The sequence below is a fragment of the Streptomyces bottropensis ATCC 25435 genome (genome assembly GCF_000383595.1).
GTDB classification, from domain to species: Bacteria; Actinomycetota; Actinomycetes; order Streptomycetales; family Streptomycetaceae; genus Streptomyces; species Streptomyces bottropensis.
Map to the genome: position 1 here is coordinate 4,893,702 of NZ_KB911581.1, position 19,653 is coordinate 4,913,354.

Annotated in this window: 20 protein-coding genes, 1 pseudogene and 1 riboswitch; of the genes and pseudogenes, 13 read left to right on the forward strand and 8 right to left on the reverse strand. The window is 69.2% G+C overall.

The features are described from left to right. Positions 1-134 precede the first annotated feature (134 nt). The 3 genes from STRBO_RS0121660 (at position 135) to STRBO_RS0121670 (ending at position 2,760) form a co-directional block, all read left to right on the forward strand. Complete coding sequence (locus tag STRBO_RS0121660; protein ID WP_005473863.1) at positions 135-1,736, forward strand: acyl-CoA carboxylase subunit beta; 1,602 nt, start codon at positions 135-137, stop codon at positions 1,734-1,736. Between the two features lie 36 nt (positions 1,737-1,772). After that, complete coding sequence (locus STRBO_RS0121665; RefSeq protein ID WP_005473862.1) at positions 1,773-1,985, forward strand: acyl-CoA carboxylase epsilon subunit; 213 nt, start codon at positions 1,773-1,775, stop codon at positions 1,983-1,985. Positions 1,986-2,094: 109 nt separating this feature from the next. Next, positions 2,095-2,760, forward strand: a complete 666-nt coding sequence (locus STRBO_RS0121670) for a TetR/AcrR family transcriptional regulator (RefSeq protein WP_005473861.1) — start codon at positions 2,095-2,097, stop codon at positions 2,758-2,760. A 148-nt stretch (positions 2,761-2,908) separates the two neighbouring features. Here STRBO_RS0121670 and STRBO_RS0121675 read toward each other — a convergent pair whose 3' ends face one another. The 6 genes and pseudogenes from STRBO_RS0121675 to STRBO_RS0121695 all read right to left on the reverse strand — a co-directional run bounded on the left by STRBO_RS0121675 (position 2,909) and on the right by STRBO_RS0121695 (position 7,553). Further along, positions 2,909-3,160, reverse strand: coding sequence for a hypothetical protein (locus tag STRBO_RS0121675; RefSeq protein WP_005473860.1), 252 nt, complete (start codon positions 3,158-3,160; stop codon positions 2,909-2,911). 72 nt (positions 3,161-3,232) lie between these two features. Further along, on the reverse strand, positions 3,233-4,006 hold the full coding sequence (locus STRBO_RS0121680) for an NmrA family NAD(P)-binding protein (protein WP_005473859.1): 774 nt from the start codon (positions 4,004-4,006) through the stop codon (positions 3,233-3,235). A gap of 274 nt (positions 4,007-4,280) precedes the next feature. Then, positions 4,281-4,802 (reverse strand): annotated as a pseudogene (locus STRBO_RS44745) (CocE/NonD family hydrolase); the annotation flags it as partial. 61 nt (positions 4,803-4,863) lie between these two features. Then, positions 4,864-5,805, reverse strand: a complete 942-nt coding sequence (locus tag STRBO_RS44750; protein WP_005473857.1) for a CocE/NonD family hydrolase — start codon at positions 5,803-5,805, stop codon at positions 4,864-4,866. 105 nt (positions 5,806-5,910) lie between these two features. Then, positions 5,911-6,789 carry an alpha/beta fold hydrolase gene (locus STRBO_RS0121690; protein WP_005473856.1) on the reverse strand — a complete coding sequence of 293 codons (879 nt, stop codon included), beginning with the start codon at positions 6,787-6,789 and terminating at the stop codon, positions 5,911-5,913. A gap of 62 nt (positions 6,790-6,851) precedes the next feature. After that, a complete protein-coding gene (locus STRBO_RS0121695; protein WP_005473854.1) occupies positions 6,852-7,553 on the reverse strand; it encodes an SDR family oxidoreductase in 702 nt (233 codons plus the stop codon). 589 nt (positions 7,554-8,142) lie between these two features. On the opposite strand from STRBO_RS0121695, the gene STRBO_RS0121700 reads away from it, so the two are divergent. The 5 genes from STRBO_RS0121700 to STRBO_RS0121715 all read left to right on the forward strand — a co-directional run bounded on the left by STRBO_RS0121700 (position 8,143) and on the right by STRBO_RS0121715 (position 12,869). Further along, the gene (locus tag STRBO_RS0121700) at positions 8,143-8,712 is read left to right on the forward strand and encodes a TetR/AcrR family transcriptional regulator (protein WP_005473850.1); all 570 of its coding nucleotides are present in this window, start codon (positions 8,143-8,145) and stop codon (positions 8,710-8,712) included. 462 nt (positions 8,713-9,174) lie between these two features. Then, entirely contained in the window at positions 9,175-10,020 is an 846-nt protein-coding gene (locus tag STRBO_RS0121705; protein WP_005473848.1) for an oxidoreductase, read from the forward strand. A 103-nt stretch (positions 10,021-10,123) separates the two neighbouring features. Next, entirely contained in the window at positions 10,124-11,098 is a 975-nt protein-coding gene (locus STRBO_RS0121710) for an NmrA family NAD(P)-binding protein (protein WP_028796783.1), read from the forward strand. Between the two features lie 218 nt (positions 11,099-11,316). After that, the gene (locus tag STRBO_RS41830) at positions 11,317-11,853 is read left to right on the forward strand and encodes a S1 RNA-binding domain-containing protein (protein WP_005473844.1); all 537 of its coding nucleotides are present in this window, start codon (positions 11,317-11,319) and stop codon (positions 11,851-11,853) included. A 68-nt stretch (positions 11,854-11,921) separates the two neighbouring features. Continuing rightward, positions 11,922-12,869 carry a hypothetical protein gene (locus tag STRBO_RS0121715; RefSeq protein ID WP_005473842.1) on the forward strand — a complete coding sequence of 316 codons (948 nt, stop codon included), beginning with the start codon at positions 11,922-11,924 and terminating at the stop codon, positions 12,867-12,869. Positions 12,870-12,996: 127 nt separating this feature from the next. On the opposite strand, the gene STRBO_RS0121720 is transcribed toward STRBO_RS0121715, so the two are convergent. Next, the gene (locus STRBO_RS0121720; protein ID WP_005473840.1) at positions 12,997-13,368 is read right to left on the reverse strand and encodes an NAD-dependent epimerase/dehydratase family protein; all 372 of its coding nucleotides are present in this window, start codon (positions 13,366-13,368) and stop codon (positions 12,997-12,999) included. 193 nt (positions 13,369-13,561) lie between these two features. Beyond that, positions 13,562-14,848, reverse strand: coding sequence for a MalY/PatB family protein (locus STRBO_RS0121730; protein ID WP_005473836.1), 1,287 nt, complete (start codon positions 14,846-14,848; stop codon positions 13,562-13,564). A gap of 209 nt (positions 14,849-15,057) precedes the next feature. Here STRBO_RS0121730 and STRBO_RS0121735 point away from each other — a divergent pair, with 209 nt between their 5' ends. The 5 genes from STRBO_RS0121735 to STRBO_RS0121755 all read left to right on the forward strand — a co-directional run bounded on the left by STRBO_RS0121735 (position 15,058) and on the right by STRBO_RS0121755 (position 19,559). Next, on the forward strand, positions 15,058-15,699 hold the full coding sequence (locus STRBO_RS0121735; protein WP_005473829.1) for a superoxide dismutase: 642 nt from the start codon (positions 15,058-15,060) through the stop codon (positions 15,697-15,699). Between the two features lie 369 nt (positions 15,700-16,068). Beyond that, positions 16,069-16,245, forward strand: a riboswitch (cobalamin riboswitch). A 60-nt stretch (positions 16,246-16,305) separates the two neighbouring features. Next, on the forward strand, positions 16,306-17,346 hold the full coding sequence (locus tag STRBO_RS0121740; RefSeq protein ID WP_005473828.1) for an ABC transporter substrate-binding protein: 1,041 nt from the start codon (positions 16,306-16,308) through the stop codon (positions 17,344-17,346). After that, positions 17,343-18,356 (forward strand): FecCD family ABC transporter permease, encoded by a 1,014-nt coding sequence (locus tag STRBO_RS0121745; RefSeq protein ID WP_005473827.1) that lies wholly within the window; start codon positions 17,343-17,345, stop codon positions 18,354-18,356. The genes STRBO_RS0121740 and STRBO_RS0121745 overlap by 4 nt, the downstream gene beginning before the upstream one ends. After that, positions 18,353-19,174 (forward strand): ABC transporter ATP-binding protein, encoded by an 822-nt coding sequence (locus tag STRBO_RS0121750; protein WP_005473826.1) that lies wholly within the window; start codon positions 18,353-18,355, stop codon positions 19,172-19,174. Before STRBO_RS0121745 ends, STRBO_RS0121750 begins: the two co-directional genes overlap by 4 nt. After that, positions 19,155-19,559 carry a hypothetical protein gene (locus STRBO_RS0121755; RefSeq protein WP_005473825.1) on the forward strand — a complete coding sequence of 135 codons (405 nt, stop codon included), beginning with the start codon at positions 19,155-19,157 and terminating at the stop codon, positions 19,557-19,559. Before STRBO_RS0121750 ends, STRBO_RS0121755 begins: the two co-directional genes overlap by 20 nt. Positions 19,560-19,653: the final 94 nt, after the last annotated feature.

Sequence of the window (19,653 nt, forward strand, 5' to 3'; positions counted from 1 at the left end):
TCGGTGGGCATTCCGTCGCGGACAGCGATGACGTCCTGCCGGTACGGCGTCACGCAGGGGTCGACACGGAACCGTAGGAACCCCGGCGCGCGGCCGACAGCCCGCGACGACATCGGCAAGAAGGGATCCATCCGGTGAGCGCCGAGCCCACGGATACGTCCGCAACCGACATCCACACGACCGCGGGGAAGCTCGCGGACCTGCAGCGTCGTATCGACGAGGCGACGCACGCCGGCTCCGAGCGCGCGGTGGAGAAGCAGCACGCGAAGGGCAAACTGACGGCCCGTGAGCGCATCGAACTGCTCCTGGACGAGGACTCCTTCGTGGAGTTCGACGAGTTCGCCCGGCACCGCTCCACCGATTTCGGGATGGAACGAAGCCGCCCCTACGGCGATGGTGTCGTCACCGGCTACGGCACGGTCGAGGGCCGTCCGGTGGCCGTGTTCTCGCAGGACTTCACGGTGCTGGGCGGGTCTCTGGGCGAGGTGTTCGGCCAGAAGATCATGAAGGTGATGGACTTCGCGCTGAAGACCGGCTGTCCGGTCATCGGTATCAACGACTCCGGCGGCGCCCGCATCCAGGAAGGGGTGATGGCGCTGGGCATGTACGGCGAGATCTTCCGCCGCAACACCCACGCCTCCGGCGTCATCCCGCAGATCTCCCTGGTGGTCGGCCCGTGCGCGGGCGGCGCGGTGTACTCGCCCGCGATCACCGACTTCACCGTCATGGTCGACCGGACCTCGCACATGTTCATCACCGGCCCCGACGTCATCAAGACCGTCACCGGCGAGGACGTCGGTTTCGAGGAGCTGGGCGGCGCCCGCACCCACAACGCCACCTCCGGCGTGGCCCATCACATGGCGGGCGACGAGAAGGACGCCATCGACTACGTCCGGCAGCTGCTGTCCTACCTGCCCTCCAACAACCTCAGCGAGCCCCCGGTCTTCCCCGAGCAGGCCGACCTCGCCGTCACCGGCGAGGACCTGGAGCTGGACACACTCGTCCCCGACAGCGCCAACCAGCCCTACGACATGCACACCGTCATCGAACACGTCCTGGACGACGCCGAGTTCTTCGAGACCCAGGCACTGTTCGCCCCCAACATCCTCACCGGCTTCGGCCGCGTCGAGGGCCACCCCGTCGGGATCGTCGCCAACCAGCCGATGCGGTTCGCCGGCTGCCTGGACATCGACGCCTCCGAGAAGGCCGCCCGTTTCGTGCGCACCTGCGACGCCTTCAACGTCCCCGTCCTGACCTTCGTCGACGTCCCCGGCTTCCTGCCCGGCGTGGGCCAGGAACACGAGGGGATCATCCGCCGCGGCGCCAAACTCATCTACGCCTACGCCGAGGCCACCGTCCCCCTCATCACCGTCATCACCCGCAAGGCCTTCGGCGGCGCCTACGACGTCATGGGCTCCAAACACCTCGGCGCCGACCTCAACCTCGCCTGGCCCACCGCCCAGATCGCCGTCATGGGCGCCCAGGGCGCGGTCAACATCCTGCACCGCCGCACCATCGCCGCCGCCCCCGAGGCCGAACGCGAAGACGTCCGCGCCCGCCTCATCCAGGAGTACGAGGACACCCTCCTCAACCCCTACACCGCGGCCGAACGCGGCTACGTCGACGCCGTGATCACCCCCTCCGAAACCCGCCGCCACCTCATCCGCGGCCTGCGCCAACTGCGCACCAAACGCGAGAGTCTCCCCCCGAAGAAGCACGGAAACATCCCCCTCTGACCCCCTAACCCCTTCAACCCCCTCCACGGAGCCGACATGACCATCAAGGTCGTCCGGGGAAACCCCACCCCCGAGGAACTCGCCGCCGCACTCGCCGTCGTCCGCGCCCGCACCGCAGCAGCAGCCGTAGCCGTCCCTGAAGCGCCTGTGCAGCCGAACGAGTGGGCGGACAAGAAGCGCGCCATCCTCCGCGACGTCCTCGGACAGCCGGGACCGACGGCCTGGCGCAGCTCCTATCGGCTCCGCTGAACCCGTCGGGGTACGTTGCGTGGTGCGCCAGTACCTTTTTGTCAAGCTCGGGACGGGCTGGGCGATCGCCCGCCGGTCCCGGGGGAGACATGCATGGGAGACTGCTGCGGTGACGGCCCCCACTGACTCGCGCGACCGGCGCCCGCGCAAAACGGCGCGCAGGCGCGTCGTCGACACGCGCCGGCGAGACGAACTGCTGCGCCAGGCCGAGGCGATCATTCTGGCCGAGGGCTTCACCGCGGTGACCATGGATGAGCTCACCCAGCGGCTCGGGTGCTCCAAGGCGACGCTGTACAGCCTGGCCTCGACGAAAGAGCAGTTGGTGCTGGCGGTCACCCGCGCCTTCTTCCGGGACGCGACCGCCGAGATCGAGCAGGCCGTCCTGGCCGAGCCCGGCCCCCGTCGGCGCATCCGGGTCTACCTCGCCGGCGTCGGCACGGCCATGCGACGGCACTCCCACGCGTTCTACGACGACATGGTCGGGTACGAGCCGACGGCACAGATCTACCGCGAGAACTCCGCCGCCGCCGCGCACCGGGTCCACGAGTTGATCGAGGAGGGCGTGCGGGCCGGCGTTTTCCGCGAGCTCGACGGGCATTTCGCCGCCCAGGTCGTGGCCGTGACCATCGACGCGGTCCAGTCGGGGGTCCTCCTGGAGAGCACGGGCCTGACGGCCGGCGACGCCTTCTCCGAACTCGGCGATCTCCTGCTGGACGGCCTCAGTTCGGGGCAGGCCCCCTCCGCGGAAGAGGCACACGCCCCGGATCGCCCCTGACCGGGCGCCCGGCTTTCATCCGCAACGCGCTCATGGTGTCGGGCTGTTCACCGATGTCCTCGTGCGTGCGTACCTACGTGGGAGTCGTCGGCGATCGGCAGACATACGTCCCCGGCGGGACCGGTCGCATCGGTTGAGGCCGGTCCGTCTACAGCGTGCCCGTCCGGAAGTCGGCGCTGCTCTTGAGGATCGCGGATTCCATGGTCCAGTTCTCCGGCTGCACTCGCTCCCAGAGGCTTCCCTTGCCGAGTTCCCTCCCCAACCGGTCCTCTCGGCGGAACCATTCCTCGGCGCTTCTGATCCTGTTGGGGTGGATCTCGTCGAGGAGGGCGTAGTCCCTGGTGATGATGCCGTGCTTCCACACGTTCCAGAAGCCCGTAAAATTGTCACGGAAGCTCATCGTGCTCTTGTCGCCGGGGTCGGCGTTGTATCCGGCGGGGTCATCGGCGATCCCCTTCAGGTCCGGATGGTTTCAATACGTTTCCAGGTCGGTGTCGATGTACTGCGCCGGACGGCCGGTCACCTTCTCGAACGCCGCGGCCAAATCGGCGTAGGTCATGTGCTCGACGGCGACTTCGAGATCCATGCCGTTGGCGCGTTCCGGATGGTCGAAGAGCCAGCGGACGTAGAATCCGCAGTCGTCGAGTGCCACGTGCGGGACGGCTCCCTCGCCGAGCGGGACGCGCCACGTGACGACGCCGTCCTCGATGCCGGGGGTCATCGGCGTGAGCGGGGAGATCACCATCTTGATGTAGGGACCCGAGGTGAAGACCGCCGCCCCCATTCGGTCCCTGTTCCTCTCGTTCTGGAACAGAATCCATTCGGCCATGCGGCCTTTTCCGTCGAAGTGCCCGGTGCGGAACCTGGAGTCGTAGACCGACTTCTTGAGGGCGTAGTCGAGGTTTCCGTAGACGTAGAACTTGATTCCCTCTTCGATCGCGATCTCGTAGCTGCGGAAGGCCCAGTAGGTCTCCGTCTTCTCGCCGGTGTTGAATCCGTCGATGTTGATGAACGCCCCGTCACAGCCGCGGAATCCTTCGCGCAGTACGTCCTCGTCGGCGAACGAACCTTCGAGGATCGAGACGTTTCCGAGCGCGAGGAGTTCCTGGGCACGGGGGGAGGTGGCATCGCGGGTCAGGAGCCGGACGGAGTACTTCTTGTCGGCGACCAGGGCGCGGACGACAGGAATTCCTTGGGCGCCTGTACCGCCGATGACGAAGATGGTTGAGGTGGCGTGGGGAGACATGGGTCGCGGCTCCGGGAGGCGTAGGAAGTCGTAAGAAAACCGATCGGTTTCCTCTTTGGTACACCGATCGGCTTTCCGGCGGCGAGGGGCCCGGCCGTGCCGCGGCCCGGATCCATGCCCGCGCGGGCAACCCGCCGATCCGGGGCAGAGTGCGAGTTCGAGGCCGGCACGTTCCCGCCGGCCGACCGGGTGCCGGTTTCCTCCGGCCGGGCGGCGGCCAGGCGTCCCACCGCAGACCAACGCTCCCGGCGGGACGCCTGCCGCCTCTCGCCTGTCAGCCCGGGACCACCGGCAGGACGATGCGGGAGGGCCGGTCGGGGTCGTGGAAGATCTGTTGGCGGGCCACTCGGGCCGTGGCCGCGCTTTCCTCGGGTTCGCCCGTGTTGAGGTTGCGGTCCCAGCGCGGGAAGTTGCTGGAGGTGATCTGGACCCGTATCCGGTGACCGGCCCGGAAGACGATGCTGGTCGACCACAGGTCCACCACGTGCTCGGCCGGCTCGCCGGGCGTCGCCGCGCGCACCCGCACGATGCCGTCGGTCACGTTGCGGGAGACACCGTTCGCGTCGACGTCACACAGTCGTGCCACCCAGTCGGTCGAGGGCCCGTCCGTGGCGGCGAAGAGCACGGCCTTGACACGGCCGGTCACCTCGACGTCCTCGGCGAGAGGTTCGGTGGTGAAGACCAGAACGTCCTCGCGCGCCTCCACATCCCTCTGGTCGAGGGGCCCGGGACGGAACTCGTCGGTCATCAGCACCGCGCCGCCGGTGGTGCGCACGGGATCCGCCGGATCGTAGGTGAACTGTTCGGCCTGTTCGGCCTGTTCGGCCTGTTCGGCCTGTTCGGCCTGTTCGGCCTGTTCAGCGGCGGACCAGGGGTCCGCGCATGCCCATGAAGGCGGAGTTCGCGCCGAACCCGAAGTTGACGTCGCCGATGACGTGTTGCTGGTTGGCGTGACTCCACGGACCCATGATCAGCGTGGCGGAACGGCGGGCGCGGCGCATGGCCGTGAAGTTGTCGAGCGTGCCCTGGGCGAAGATGTCGTACCAGCCGCCGACCTGGAAGGTGGGCAGGTCCACCTCGTCGTGCCGGCCCGCGACGCGGGAGGAACGCGCCCACTCGGGTTCGCGCCGGGACCGCTCGTAGCCCAGCTCGGGAAGGTCGTGCCGGGCGAACGCGGGGAACCGTCCGGCGGGCAGTTCGCCGTAGCAGTCGTGGGACAGGCCGTCGAGATCCTGAACGAGACCGACGAGGCTGCCGCCGAGCGCGGCCGGGTCGGTGCTGTGCCGGCGCGTCAGCGCGTCGGCGCCCATCATGAGGGACCAGGGCGCGGTGATGCCGAGTTCGATCGCGCCGCCGCGCGTCCACAGCCCGTCGTCCGGGTCGGACCAGGTGACCATCGGCGCGATCGCCTTCAGCTCCGGCGGCTTGGACAGCGCCGCCATCCACTGCGTGTTGCCGAAGTAGCTGGCGCCGATCATGCCGACGGAGCCGTTCGCGCCGTGAAGGGCGGCGGCCCACCGTACGGTGTCGTACCCGTCGCTCTCCTCGTGCGTCCACGGGTCCCACTCACCCTCGGAGGCGAACCGGCCACGGGTGTCCTGAAGGACGACCATGAAGCCACGCCGAGCCGCCGTCAGGGGATCGAGGACCGCGATCGCCAGGGGCATCTGCTTCCCGTACGGCAGTCGGCTCAGCAACACCGGCCACGGCCCTGTGCCCCCGGGCGGTAGACATCGGCGCAGTACGGTGCCGTCCCGCATCTCGGCCGGAACGTCGAACTCGATCTGGATCTCTGCCATGTAACGCTCCTCCGCGTGTGACGACGCTGTCGCGCGACATGGTCGAACCCGGCCACCCTCTCGCACTACACCCGAACGGGGGTGGCCACGGCGCTCGCGGCTTCGTCACGCCACAGCGGTCAGCAGGTCGGCCAGTACGTCGGGCCGTTCCAGGGCGATGAAGTGGCCCGCTTTCGCCACCTGCGTGAAGTCGGCGGCCGGCAGCAGCTTCTTGTTGGCCTGCCGGTCCGAGGGCCGGGACCAGTCGTTCTCCCCGTAGACGAGATGGATGGGGGCCTTGACCGCGGAGTAGAGCGAGCGGGCCGCGATGAGGCTGGGCAGGCTCTGGTACACAGCCCGCGCGACGGTCGGGTAGCCGCGGCGGCCGCCCACCTGGAGGAGCTCGTCCACGTAGTCCTCCCGCAGCGCGCTCTTGTCGTTGAGGCCACCCTGAAGGATCTTGCTGAGAGCGGGCTTGGGCTCCACCCCGGCGAGCACCGGGCCCACTCCCGGAGTGAGGACACCGCTCACCACCACGCGGGCGAGGAGACCGGACCGGGCGATCCCGCCGCTGAAGTCGTACGCGTTCACCGCGACGACGCGCCGTACCCGCTCCGGCAGTGCGGCCGCGGTGGTCAGGGCGAGCACCGCTCCCATGGACTCCCCGACCAGCGTCACGTCGCGGAGGTCGAGTTCGGTCAGCAGCCTCTCCACGCCCGCGCGCATCGCCGGCTCGTCGTACGACGCGCCGGGCACGATCTCGGAGTAACCCATCCCCGGCAGATCGAGGGCGTACACGGTGTACCGGTCCGAGATCATCGGGATGAGGAGGCGGAAGTGTTCGGCCTGCGTGCGCACGGTGTGCAGCAGGACCAGCGGAGCGCCGGTGCCCGCCTTGAGGTAGCGCAGCGTTCCCTCGTGGCCTTCGCGTCCCGCGCGCGGGGCGATGGTGTGCGTGGTGGTTCCCGGGATGTGGATCGTGGGACGTGGATCCTGGCTGGGCATCTCGTCGGCTCCTCTTCCTGCTCGGTTACGGCTGTCGGCTGATCGGTCGGCTACTGCTACTGCTACTTGGCCAGCTGGGCGTACAGGCCCGCGAGGTCTCCGGCGAGGCCCGCCTTGACCTGCCGGGTGATGTCGTCGGCGAGCACCTCGTACGCTCCGGTCTCGATGCCGTCGAGGGCCAGAGCGGCGACATCACGAGGAGTGGACTTGGGTGCCTCGACGCCCGCCGTCAGGTCCGTGTCCACGTAGGCGACGTGCAGTCCGGTGACGCCGATGCCGCGCGGCTGCAGTTCCAGGCGAAGGGAGTTCGTCTGCGACCACAGTGCGGCCTTGGACGCGCTGTAGGAGCCGCCGAGGGCCAGCCAGGAGAGCACGGAGTGCACGTTGAGGATGTGTCCGCCACCGTTGCGCTCGATGACCGGCACGAAGGCCCGGGTGACCAGCAGAGGGCCGTAGAAGTTGGTCTCGAACTCCCGGCGCACGTCCTCGACCGGGGAGTGCAGGAAGGACGCGCCGACCGAGGCGCCGGCGTTGTTGATCAGTACGGTGACGTCGTCCGCCTGCGCGGCGGCCGCGGCTACGGCCGTGGGGTCGGTGACCTCCAGAGCCACCGGCACGGCGTCGGGGTGCGTCACGGTGAGCGGGTCGCGGGCCGTGGCGTAGACCTTGCCGGCGCCGCGGGCGTACAGCTCCTCCACCAGGGCCTTGCCTATGCCGCGGCTGCCGCCGGTGACGAGGACGTTTGCGCCCTTGAGAGCGGTCATGACTACCTCCACAGAGTGAGAAACCGATCGGTTTCAGCAACAGTAAACCGATCGGTTTCCGGGTGCAAGTCCAAGGAGGCGGCCGTGCTGCGCCGCGCGGTGCGGAGGCGGGGGCGGGGGTGGGGTCTGCGGCGGCGGAGACAGTGACGCGACTCGGGCTTGCGTGCGGAAACTGATCATTTTACGGTGCGGAAACTGTTCGGTTTCTCGCTGCGCGAGCGGGCGAGTTCCAGACCCGAGTCACTGGGAGTACGGATGGCTGCCGCGCGTGACGCCGAGGGGTGATCGCCGAGTCCGAGCCCCAGGCTTCCGCCGAAACTGGCCGCCCACCCGTCGGTCCAGGCCGTACTCGCCCGGCGCGGTGCCGGCGAAGCGGCGCGCCCGCCGGCGGTGATCCGGCCGGCAGTCCCCGGCGAAACGCTCCGCACCCACCGAACGAGAGACGTGTAGGCCATGGGCGCCAGTCACCCCTTCCGCGTCCTGCGCGCCAGACCTCTGTGGATCGCCGACGGTGTGATCACGGGCGTCCCGTACGCCGCCATGAAACCGATCGGTTTATATTCGGTCGGAATCGAGCTAACCTCGCAGCATGACCACCGAGACGAAATCAAGCCCGAGGGAGCGGCTGCTGGAGGCGGCGGCCACACTCACCTACCGAGACGGCGTCGGCATCGGCGTCGAGGCCCTGTGCAAAGCGGCAGGGGTGTCGAAGCGCTCGATGTACCAGCTGTTCGCGAGCAAGGACGAACTGCTCGCGGCGAGCCTGGAGCGGCGCACTGCCGCCTACGTGGCGGCACTTCTGCCCGCGGCGGATGACGACCGTTCCCCCAGAGAGCGGATCCTGCATGTCTTCGCGCAGGTGGAATCGCAATCCGGTGGGCCCGAGTTCTACGGCTGCCCCTACCTGGACGCGCAGATCGAGCTGAAGGACCAGAACCACCCTGCGAGCCGGGTCGCCCGTCAGGTCAAGGAGAACCTGACCGCCTTCTTCCGTGGCGAGGCGGAGCGGGGCGGGGCGAGTGATCCCGGTCTGCTGGCCCGGCAGCTCAGCCTGGTCTTCGACGGCGCCAGCGCCCGCGCGGGCATCGGGGCGGACACGCTGACCGGGCTCGTCGCCCCCACGGTGATCACCCTGCTCGACGCGGCGGGCGCGCGCTGACGCCTCGCCCCTCCAGGTGTTTCCCTGTCGCCGGCGTACCCCGGTACACGGGGGAGCTCCGTGTGCCCGAAAGGGTGTTGCCGGGCGCGCCGCAGGTGGGGAGCTTGCGGCCCGGTCGGCAACGGCGCCGGTGAGACGGTAGGCGCGCGATCTGCTGGATCCTCGTCGGGCGGCGACCGGGCGAGGCGCCGATCGGGCTTTGCCGCGGGGTGGAGATCGGCCGCGCGTAGGCCTTCACCATTGCGCCGCCTGCCCGCCTGCCCGCCTCGACCCCGTCGTCGGAGCGCGGGGTGCCTTCTTGTCCGGGATGCGCCGCAAGGGAAGGGGGTGATGTCGTGACTCTCTCCCGCGAGCTGACCCTCCCCGTGTGCCACTGCCCTCACAGCCTGCGGTCGTCTTCCTCGCTTCGGCTTGCAAATGAAAACCGATCGGTTTACGGTGGGGGAAACCGATCGGTTTTCTATGGGCGTGGGAGTCATGATGACGACGACAGATCGAACAGATCGACCGGTGGCGCTCGTCACCGGTGCCTCATCCGGCATCGGCAGGGAAACCGCGCGGGCACTGGTCGCAGAAGGGTTCGACGTGATCGGCACGAGCCGCGACACCTCTCGTGTCACCCCACTCGACGGCGTGACGTTTGTGGGCCTCGATGTCGTCAGTGACGCCTCGGTCGCGGCGGCGGTCCAGGAAGTGAACGAGCGGTTCGGCCGGATCGACGTCCTGGTCAACAACGCCGGCGTCGGCTCGACGGGTGCGGCGGAGGAGACCTCCGTCGCGCAGGCCCAGTCCGTCTTCGACACCAACGTCTTCGGCGTCATGCGCATGGTGACGGAAGTTCTGCCTCACATGCGCGCCCAGCGAAGGGGTCGCATCGTCAACATCTCGTCCGTACTCGGGTTCATGCCCCAGCCGTACATGGCCGTCTACGCCGCCTCCAAGCATGCGATCGAGGGCTACACCGAGTCCCTGGACCACGAGGTCCGGGAGTACGGCGTTCGGGCACTGCTCGTCGAACCCGCGTACACCAGGACCGGCTTCGAGACGAACAGTGCGAAGCCGGACACCCCCCTGCCCGCCTACGCCGTGCAGCGTCAGACCGTCGACCGCCTGCTGGCGGAGGCCGTCAGGGACGGTGACGCGCCCGCCGTCGTCGCCAAGGCGATCGTCGCGGCGGCGACCGACGCCAGGCCGAAGCTGCGCTACACCGCCGGCTCCACGGCCGGACGCGTCAGCATCCTGCGCCGTTTCGTGCCCGCCGGGGCCTTCGACAAGCAGATCCGCAAGATCAACCGCCTGGCCGGATGACGAGCCGATTCGCGCGGAGACGGCCCCTCACCGCGACGGCCGTCGCCCACCCGCCCCACCTTCCGCATCGCTGACCCACCCCGACCAGACGGAGGTCACTTCGATGTCAGAGCGCAATCCCATGCTGATCACCGGTGCCGCCGGCGAAATCGGTGGTGTGAGCCGAACGATGGTCGACACGTTGCTCGAACAAGGGCAGCCTGTGCGGGCGTTCGTGCGGCAGGACGACGAACGCGCCCACTCGCTCCGCCAGGCCGGCGCCGAGGTCTTCGTCGGTGACCTGCTCACCATCGCCGACGTGACCGCGGCGCTGAAGGGCGTTCGGCGCGTCTACTTCAGCATGAGCCTGTCGCCGTACTACACCGACGCGGTGAGCCTGATGGCCGCGGCGGCGCGGGCCCAGGGCGACATTGAGGTGTTCGTCAACATCTCCGAGTACGAGCAGTCGTTCATGACCTTCGACAAGATGACCGCGCCGGAGGAAGAGCGCCTCGCGTGGCTCGGCGGACTCGTCGCCAACTGGTCGCCGCAGCAACGGGCCCACTGGGTCGCCGAGCAGGTGCTGGAGTGGTCCGGCGTCCCGACCGTCAACATCCAGGCGGCCTTCTTCGTCGAGAACCCCATCATGACCTGGCTGGCTCTGGGCAAACTGGCCGACGGCGAACTGCGCCTGCCCTTCGGCGACCACCGGCTCGCCCCCATCGCCGGGTACGACGTCGCCGAACTGTGCGCGAAGATCCTGACCGACCCGGCGCCGCACATCTCCCGGTCCTACGCGTTCACCGGCCCGGAGCTGAAGGACATGCACGGAATCGCGGAGGACTTCGCGGCCGTGCTGGGACGCCCGGTCACGTATGTTCCCGAGGACATCGAAACCTGGAACGAGACCTACGTGGACACCCACATGTCCGCGTACCCGCACATCGCGGAGCACCTGAAGACCCTGACCCGGATCATCGGCCGCGGAGGCTACGGCGGTCTCACGGACGAACTGGAAACCCTGCTCGGGCGCCCGCCGAAGACCGTGCGGTGGGCTCTGGAGAACCACCCGCGCAGCCAAAAGCTGACGACTGCCTAGTCCGGGTGGCAGTCCCCAGCACTCCCCAGCAGTCCCTAGCAGTCCTCAGAGTACCCAGCAGTCCCTGACAATCCCCGGCAGTGCTCGCGCCCGTTCAGGGCGTGGCGGCTTCGTGAGGGATGAAAGGTTCGTCGGCCACATCGCACCGCACCGCATCGCATTTCGGCCGTGGAGCAGGAGCAGTACGGCGGTACTCATCCGCGGACTAGGGTCTGGCCGTGACCTATCCGCTTCCCTCCCAAGCCCTGCGCGCCTTCCTCATGACGCTCCACCCAGGTGACGTCGTTACCGGGGTCGTTACCGGGGTCGAGAACTTCGGAGTGTTCGTTGATCTCGACGGAGCTCCAGAAGCGGCGGCGGGGTTCATCCCTCCGCCGGAGGTGTCATGGAGATGGATCACTTCATGTCATGAGGCCGTGGCGCCGGGGCAGCGCGTGACCGCCCAGATCCTTTCCCAGGATACGGAGTTGCGTGGGCAGGCGGTGCTGTCCCTGGTAGCCCTGCAACCGAATCCATGGAGCCTTTGGTCCGATCGCGTCGGCAGTGTCGTTCGCGGCCGGGTCACGAAGCTGGTCTCGTTCGGGATCTTCGTAGGTCTCGATGCTGGGACAGCAGGGCTGGTGCACTGCTCCGAGCTACCACCAGTGGGCCCCGAACGTGCAGTTCGTATCGGTGATGAGATGACCGTGCGCATCACTGAGGTCGACGTACCTATGCGCCGCATCCGCCTGGCACGCGCAGGGACGGGCGACTGAGAGCCGCGCGACGTGACTGTGCGGGCCTCGGTCACCCCTCGGCACCGTGCCCACTCGCTGGGAGCAACATGCCACCTTTCGTCTATCGGATCACCAAGTACGACCCTGCCGACCGCGACGAACACGGCGGTTACACCGGCACCGAGGACACGGTCAGCGACCACGGCGCGGTCGAAGCGGCGTATCTGGACGCGATCGCCGCCTTCGCGGAGGCCTCGGGCATCGACCGGCTGGAGATCCGCGAGCCCGCGGTCGCCGGGCACGTCCACTTCGGCGTGGAGCCGCCGGTCGGGGGACACGGTCTCGATGGGCTCTTCCCGCCTGACCTGTCCGGTTACCACGACGGTGCCGAGATCTCCCTACCGGTAGCTCTGGAACTGGTCCGGGCCATGCTCCGCGACCAAGGCGCCTGGTGTCGGCTGGAGGCGGGGGACGCGTTCACCGTGCACGTCGGGTGGGACCAGTACGTCTACGTGGGCAGCGACAGGCGCTGTGCGGGCGCCCTTGCCCGCACACGGGAACTCGGCCTCTTCCCGGAACCGATGAACGCCTCCCCCTACGCCGTGGACCTGGAGGAATCTGAAGTGACCGAGGCGGCCGACGAAAACTTCTGGGAGCGCGTGCGAGCGGAGCTCGACACGCGGAGGGCAGCGCTCCTGGAGGAAACCAGTATCCGGAACGCCACGCGCTGGCACCGCCTCACAGCGGCGAACCTCGACGGGGTGCGCGCCGGTCTCGGCCCCCGCGCCCTGGTGTCCGTCTGGCCCGACCTGGACCCCGACGTCGGCGCGGTCCTCGCCGCGTTGCCCCAGGAGGAGTCCGTGGAGTTCGTCTGGGAGGCGCAGGACGAGACGATCAGCCACGTGATCGTCGACGACACCGAGTACGAGGGACTCGCCGTTCTGGTGGCCGGCGCCCGGGCAGCCTGCGTACTGACCCTGGACGCCGAAGCACAGCATCCCTTGTTCCACGCGGCCCTGCCCGACAGCGACGGGGTGCTGCGCGCGCGATGGTGAACCGGATCGGCCCGGACGCGGTCCCGGTCGGCGCTGTGCGTGCCGTGCATGGCGAAGCCGGGCACCGTTCGTTGCGGCAGGGTGCGGATCCGGGCGGCCGGCGAACCCGATGCGCGGACCGGCGTTCTCAGGCGACCAACGGGCCGGCGACGTCCAGTTCGCCGTGCTCGATCAGCCAGCGTACTGATTCGAGCACGGCGATTTCCGGCTCGTAGCGTGGCGTGTAGCGCAGGAGGGTCCTGGCCTTCTCGATCGTGAGGCAGTGGCTGCGGTGGAGGTGGTCCCAACTCTGTTCGGCGTGCTGTGGGGATGTGGTCTGGCGAAACTGGTCCCAGGTGACCGGTTCGAGTGTCGCGGTCTGCCCGAACCAGGCGGCCGCGATGTGGGCGAAGCCGCGGACGTTCAGGGCGGTGGGGGCGACGATGTTGAAGTCCTCTCCCGCGGCCGTGTCCCGGTGCGGTTCCCACCCTCTACGTCTGGGGCACCGAGGACATCGCACTCGGGTCCACTGCGGCTCACGCCACGGAGAAATGGGTGCACGGCCCCTACCCGTTCCACGAGCTGCAGGGCGTGAGTCACCGGATCCCCGAGGAGGCTTCCCCGACCCTCACACGCCTGATCATCGAGCCCCTGAACGAACATGAGTGACATGAGTGAGAGCCTCGCGCAGTGCGGTCGCGGGGCGGCCGTCGTCATCCGTGCGCGTGATCGTCGTAGCGCGTGTGGAGAGCCGAGGCGGCGCGTCCCATGCGGGTGACCGCCTCGGTGAGGATGGACCGGGAGGTGGCGAAGTTCAGGCGGACGTGCCCGGCTCCTCCCGTACCGAAGATGTGCCCAGAGGACAGGGCGACTCCGGCGTGGTCGAGGAACAGCCGTGCCGGGCCAGCCAGGTCGCTGACGACCGCGAGGTCCGTCGCGCCCTGTTCGGCGTCGAGGCCGAGGGAGCGGCAGTCGAGCCACGCCAGGTAGGTGCCCTCCGGCTCGGTGTACCCGATCCCGGGCAGGTGTTCGGCGACGAGGTCGGCCAGCAGGGCACGGTTCGCGTCGAGCCCCGCCAGCAACGCGTCGAGCCACCTGTCACCGTGACGGTAGGCCGCCGCGTGGGCGATGACGCCGAGGTAGCTCGCGCCGTGGTGCACCTCCTCGGGCATCCTCCGCAGATCACCGGCCGCCTCGGGTCCCGCGAGAGCGAGCGCGGCCTTGATTCCGGCGAGATTCCAGCCCTTGGTCGCCGACATGAGCGAGAAGGCGTCCTCGGCGCCCGGCACGCTCAGGTAGGGCGTGAACCTCGCGCCCCGAAGGACGAGCGGCGCGTGGATCTCGTCGGCCACGACACGGACTCCGTACCGGCGGGCCAACTCCGCCACGGCGCACAGCTCCTCGGAGGTGTGGACCGTGCCGGTGGGGTTGTGCGGATTGCTGAGGAGGTACGCGATCGCGCCCCTGCCGCTCCGCTCCCGGGTCCGGCGGAACGTGTCCTCGAGCGTATCCAGGTCGATACGGAGGTCCCGCCCGAGGGGGGCTTCGACGACGCGGCGGTCGTCATGGGCGATGAAGGCGTAGAAGGGCGCGTACACGGGGGAGTTGACGACGACGGGGTCGCCGGGCTCGGTGATCAGCCGCAGTACCTGGACCGCGCCCATCATCACGTCCGGGATCAGCGCGGAGCGGTCGATCGCCACGCCGTCCCAGTTCCAGCGCCGTACGGCGAAACCGGCCAGCGATTCGGCGAAGTCGGTTCCGGCGGGATACCCGGTGTCGCCCGAGGCGATGGCCTCGCGCAGTGCGTCGGCGACCGCCTCGGCGAGCGGGACGTCCATCTCCGCCACCCACAGCGGCAGGACGTCGGTGGGGTGGGTACGCCACTTCATGCTCTTGCGCTCACGGAGCTGTTCGAGCGACAGCACCTCGAGAGGGTTCGCGAGCTCGGCTCCGGTGTCTGCGGGGCCGTGCCCATCAGTGGCAGTCATCTTCAGCATTGGACCGCGATCTCGATCTCCATGCAAGCGCCCAGGCGCAGGGACGGCACCCCGGGCGGCGGCAGCGGAAGCGTCACGGCACCGAGACGTCCTCCGGGTCCGCCGTACGACCGTGGTCCCAGGACCTGCGTCTGATCGGCAATCATCCGTAAATGCTGTTAGCATGCACTTGCGTATCATTTGCAATTACGTCGCGGAGGACGTTGGACATGGCGGTTTACACGCTCCCGGAGCTTCCCTACGACTACGCGGCACTCGAACCGGTCATCAACCCGCAGATCGTCGAGCTGCACCACGACAAGCACCACGCGGCGTACGTCAAGGGCGCGAACGACACCTTGGAGCAGCTGGCGGAGGCGCGGGACAAGGAACAGTGGGGCTCGATCAGCGGCCTGGAGAAGAACCTGGCCTTCCACCTCTCCGGACACATCCTGCACTCCATCTACTGGCACAACATGACCGGCGACGGCGGTGGCGAGCCCCTGGCCGCGGACGGCGTGGGCGAGTTGGCCGACGCCCTCGCCGAGTCCTTCGGCTCCTTCGCGGGGTTCAAGGCCCAGCTCACCAAGGCGTCGGCCACCACGCAGGGTTCAGGCTGGGGGGTCCTCGCCTACGAGCCGCTGAGCGGTCGCCTGATCGTGGAGCAGGTCTACGACCACCAGGGCAACGTCGGCCAGGGCTCGACCCCGATCCTGGTCTTCGACGCCTGGGAGCACGCCTTCTACCTGCAGTACAAGAACCAGAAGGTCGACTTCATCGACGCCATGTGGGCCGTCGTCAACTGGCAGGACGTGGCGAAGCGTTACGCCGCCGCCAAGGAGCGCGGCGACAGCCTGCTGCTCACCCCCTGAGCGCTGACGCCGTGACCGTGACGGCGTCCGCACCGACGTCCTGCTCGTGATCGTCTTCTCAACCTTCACCGGGCAGGCGGCAAGGCGAAGGGCCCTCGCAAGGACGTGACTTGTGAGGGCCCTTCTCCATCCGCTCGACCCGCCGTCCGTGTCCGGGGTCCGGGCCCTGCTCTGCGGGCCCCGGTGCACCGCAGCAACCCTGTGCCGCGCGCGCTGCGGATCGCCTCGCGGACGACGGCGTGCTGCATCAGTACGTGAGCACCTCCGCCCCGTGTCCCGTGTCCCGTGCCCCGTGCCCCGTGCCCCGTGTCCAATGTCCCGTGTCCCAATTCCCGTGACCGATCGCACGACCCGACGACGCGGCGATCTTGATAGCCTCGGGGAGCCAGTCGAGCCACATCCGAGGCCAGGGAATCCGGTGCGAATCCGGAACTGACGCGCAGCGGTGAGGGGGACGGGCGGGGCACGCATGTCACTGGGAGACCGGGAAGGCGCCTCGTCCGGACGAACCCGAGTCCGAAGACCTGCTGGCACCTCCGCACCCGTGCGCGGAGGACGTCCGTAGGCCAGGCTCCGCGAACGAGCCCCGACCACCGAGGTACGCCCGTGCTCCGCACCGCCCTTCGTCCCGCTGCCTTCCTCCTTGCTCCCGCGCTGCTGCTCACCGCCTGCGGCGGTTCCGCAGGCGACACCGAGGGCACCCAGCCGTCCGCCGGCGCGGACTACCCGCGCACCATCGACAACTGTGGCCGGAAGGCCACCCTGAAGTCGGCTCCGCAGAGGGCCGTCTCGCTCAATCAGGGCACCACGGAGATCCTGCTCTCCCTCGGCCTCGCCGACCGCATGGCAGGCACCGCCACCTGGACCGACCCGGTCATGAAGGGCCTGGACAAGGCCAACGCGTCCGTGCCCCGACTCGCCGACAACGCGCCCTCCTTCGAGAAGGTCCTGGACGCCGAACCCGACTTCGTCACCGCCTCCTTCGTCTCCACCCTCGGCAAGGGCGGCGTCGCCACCCGCGAGCAGTTCGAGAAGCTGGGCGTGCCCACGTACGTCTCGCCCTCCGACTGCTCGGCCGGCAAGGACAACGACAGCGGCGGCGACGGATCGCGCAGCAAGCCCCTCACCCTGGACGCCGTCTACGGCGAGATACACGACCTGGCTCGCGCGTTCGACGTCGACGCCCGCGGCGACAAGCTCGTCGCCGAGCTGAAGGAGCGGGTGCGCAAGGCGACCGAAGGGCTGGACGCCTCCGGCGTCTCGCTCATGTACTGGTTCGCCAACTCCCAGTCGCCCTACCTCGCCGGCTGCTGCGGTGCCCCTGGTGCCATCAGCCGGGCCGTCGGCGCGAAGAACGCCTTCGCCGACACCCATGACGAGTGGCCCCAGATCGGCTGGGAGACCGTCGCCGAGCGTGACCCCGACGTCATCGTGATCGGCGACCTCACCCGCAGGCAGCAGACCGCCGAAACCGCCGAGGCCAAGATCCGCTTCCTGGAGACCCACCCCGCCACCCGCAACCTGACCGCCGTAAAGAAGAAGCGGTACGTCCTGCTCAGCGGGCAGGCGATGAACCCCTCCATCCGCACCGTCGAAGGGATCGAGAAGGTCACCGCCGGCCTGCGCGACTTCGGGCTCGTCAAGTGAGCCTGCGCGCACTGCTGTTGACCGGCGGCGGCTCCGCCGCGCTGCTCGCGTCGGTCGCCGTCGCGGTGACGATCGGACCCGCCGACATCTCCGCCGACGACGTCTGGGCCTCCGTCGCCGCCCATCTCGGCCTCGGCGAAGGCACGTTGGCGCCGCTGCGGGACGGCATCGTGTGGAACCTGCGCATGCCCCGCACCCTGCTCGCCGCGGTGTGCGGAGCCGGACTCGCGGTCTGCGGGGCGGTCATGCAGTCCCTGCTGCGCAACCCTCTCGCCGACCCGTTCGTCCTCGGCGTCTCCTCCGGCGCCTCCACCGGAGCGGTCGCCGTCGTCGTCCTGGGCGTGGGCGGGGGAGTGGTGTCCCTGTCGGCGGGGGCGTTCCTCGGCGCTCTGCTCTCCTTCGCCCTGGTGCTGCTGCTCAGCCACACCCTCGGCGGCAGCACCGACCGCGTCGTCCTGTCCGGCGTCGCCGTCATGCAACTCTTCTCCGCCCTGACCTCGTTCATCGTCCTGACCTCCGCCGACGCCGAGACCACCCGTGGCGTGCTGTTCTGGCTGCTCGGCTCGCTCACCGGCGCCGACTGGGGCCAGGTGGTGCTCTGCGCGGTCGTCCTGGCCGTGGTCCTGCTGGTCTGCCTCGCGCACGCCCGCACCCTGGACGCGTTCGCGTTCGGTGAGGAGGCGGCGGCATCGCTGGGCGTCCACGTGGCCCGTACCCGGCTGATCCTGCTCTGCGCCACCGCGCTGCTCACCGCCGCCCTGGTCAGCTGCGCCGGAGCGATCGGGTTCGTCGGACTGGTCCTGCCCCATGCCACCCGCGCTCTCACCGGCGCAGGCCACGCCCGTCTGCTGCCGATCACGGCGCTGACCGGAGCCGTCTTCCTGGTGTGGGTGGACACCCTCGCCCGAACCGTTCTCGACCCCCAGGAGGTCCCGGTGGGCGTACTGACGTCCCTCATCGGGGTACCGGCGTTCGTGGCCGTGCTCTACCGCGGACGGAGAAGGACATGACCAGCCTGCACGCGAACCGTGTCGTGCGGCGCATCGGCGACAAGGTCGTCGTCGACGGCGTCACCCTCGCCCTCCGCTCCGGTGAGACCGTCGGTCTGCTCGGCCCCAACGGTTCGGGAAAGTCGACGCTGCTCAGGCTGCTGGCCGGGGTTCTCGCGCCGACCGGCGGAGTCGTCACCCTGGACGGGCGTCCGCTCACCGAGGTCGGCCGCCGTGCCATCGCCCGCCGCGTCGCCACCGTCGAACAACACGCCCACACCCAGACCGAACTGACCGTCCGCGAGGTCGTCGCCCTCGGCCGCATCCCGCATCGCCGCGCCTGGACACCGCCCACGGTGGCCGACGCGGAGGCCGTCACCGAGGCCCTGGCACGCACCGGACTGACCGACCGGTCCGACCAGTCCTGGCACACCCTGTCCGGCGGCGAGCGCCAGCGCGCCCAGATCGCCCGCGCCCTCGCGCAGAAGCCTCGCGAACTCCTGCTCGACGAACCGACCAACCACCTCGACATCCAGCACCAACTCGACCTGCTGGACCTCGTCGCCGACCTGCCGGTCACCACCGTGATCGCCCTGCACGACCTCAACCTCGCCGCGATGTACTGCGACCGCCTGCTCGTCCTGCGCGACGGCCGCGCCGTCACGCAGGGCATCCCGACCGAGGTCCTGACCCCAAGCCTCATCGAACAGGTCTACGGCGTCCGCGCCGAGGTCACCCACGCCCCCGGCCACCCCGTGATCCGCTTCCTGCGCCCCACGGCCCAGGACGGATCCGCCCGCGAGAGGAGCACGACGAGCGATGTCTCGACAGCGACGTGAAGCAGCACAAAGGAAGCACGGCCGGGCCGAACCGGCGCCGTGCCGCATCGTGGTCTGCCGGGACTGCTGCTGCGGAACCCCGAAGGTCACCGGAGTCGATCACACCCGGCAGGTCGAGTGGCTGTCCGAGAACGCTCCCGTGCGCGTCGCGGCCTGTCTCGACGTCTGCGAGCACGCGAACGTCATCGTCGTCCAGCCCTCCACCGCCGCCCGCGCGGCAGGAGCCCGCCCGGTCTGGCTCGGCCTCGTCAACGACTCCGACGCCACCGAGGACATCGCCGCCTGGGTACGGGCCGGTGGTCCTGGTGTCGCTCCCTGCCCCGACATCCTTGACCTGTATGTGTTCACCCCGCCCCGAAGGGCGCGGCGTGATGGCGATCGCTGAAGCCCATGCCCCGCCCCGCCAGCCACGCCGCATCGACGCCACAGCACGCGCACCGCACTCGCACCCCTTACCTCCACAGAAGTGTCCGCCGGCA

What these genes read in the sequence shown, in the direction of transcription:
- STRBO_RS0121665 (WP_005473862.1), top strand. Translation starts at nt 1,773, where the DNA reads ATGACCATCAAGGTCGTCCGGGGAAACCCCACCCCCGAGGAACTCGCC.
- STRBO_RS0121715 (WP_005473842.1), top strand. Translation starts at nt 11,922, where the DNA reads ATGCCACCTTTCGTCTATCGGATCACCAAGTACGACCCTGCCGACCGC.
- STRBO_RS0121710 (WP_028796783.1), top strand. Translation starts at nt 10,124, where the DNA reads ATGTCAGAGCGCAATCCCATGCTGATCACCGGTGCCGCCGGCGAAATC.
- STRBO_RS0121695 (WP_005473854.1), bottom strand. Translation starts at nt 7,553, where the DNA reads ATGACCGCTCTCAAGGGCGCAAACGTCCTCGTCACCGGCGGCAGCCGC.
- STRBO_RS0121755 (WP_005473825.1), top strand. Translation starts at nt 19,155, where the DNA reads ATGTCTCGACAGCGACGTGAAGCAGCACAAAGGAAGCACGGCCGGGCC.
- STRBO_RS0121690 (WP_005473856.1), bottom strand. Translation starts at nt 6,789, where the DNA reads ATGCCCAGCCAGGATCCACGTCCCACGATCCACATCCCGGGAACCACC.
- STRBO_RS0121700 (WP_005473850.1), top strand. Translation starts at nt 8,143, where the DNA reads ATGACCACCGAGACGAAATCAAGCCCGAGGGAGCGGCTGCTGGAGGCG.
- STRBO_RS44750 (WP_005473857.1), bottom strand. Translation starts at nt 5,805, where the DNA reads ATGGCAGAGATCCAGATCGAGTTCGACGTTCCGGCCGAGATGCGGGAC.
- STRBO_RS0121675 (WP_005473860.1), bottom strand. Translation starts at nt 3,160, where the DNA reads ATGAGCTTCCGTGACAATTTTACGGGCTTCTGGAACGTGTGGAAGCAC.
- STRBO_RS0121730 (WP_005473836.1), bottom strand. Translation starts at nt 14,848, where the DNA reads ATGCTGAAGATGACTGCCACTGATGGGCACGGCCCCGCAGACACCGGA.
- STRBO_RS0121705 (WP_005473848.1), top strand. Translation starts at nt 9,175, where the DNA reads ATGGGCGTGGGAGTCATGATGACGACGACAGATCGAACAGATCGACCG.
- STRBO_RS0121735 (WP_005473829.1), top strand. Translation starts at nt 15,058, where the DNA reads ATGGCGGTTTACACGCTCCCGGAGCTTCCCTACGACTACGCGGCACTC.
- STRBO_RS0121680 (WP_005473859.1), bottom strand. Translation starts at nt 4,006, where the DNA reads ATGTCTCCCCACGCCACCTCAACCATCTTCGTCATCGGCGGTACAGGC.
- STRBO_RS0121750 (WP_005473826.1), top strand. Translation starts at nt 18,353, where the DNA reads ATGACCAGCCTGCACGCGAACCGTGTCGTGCGGCGCATCGGCGACAAG.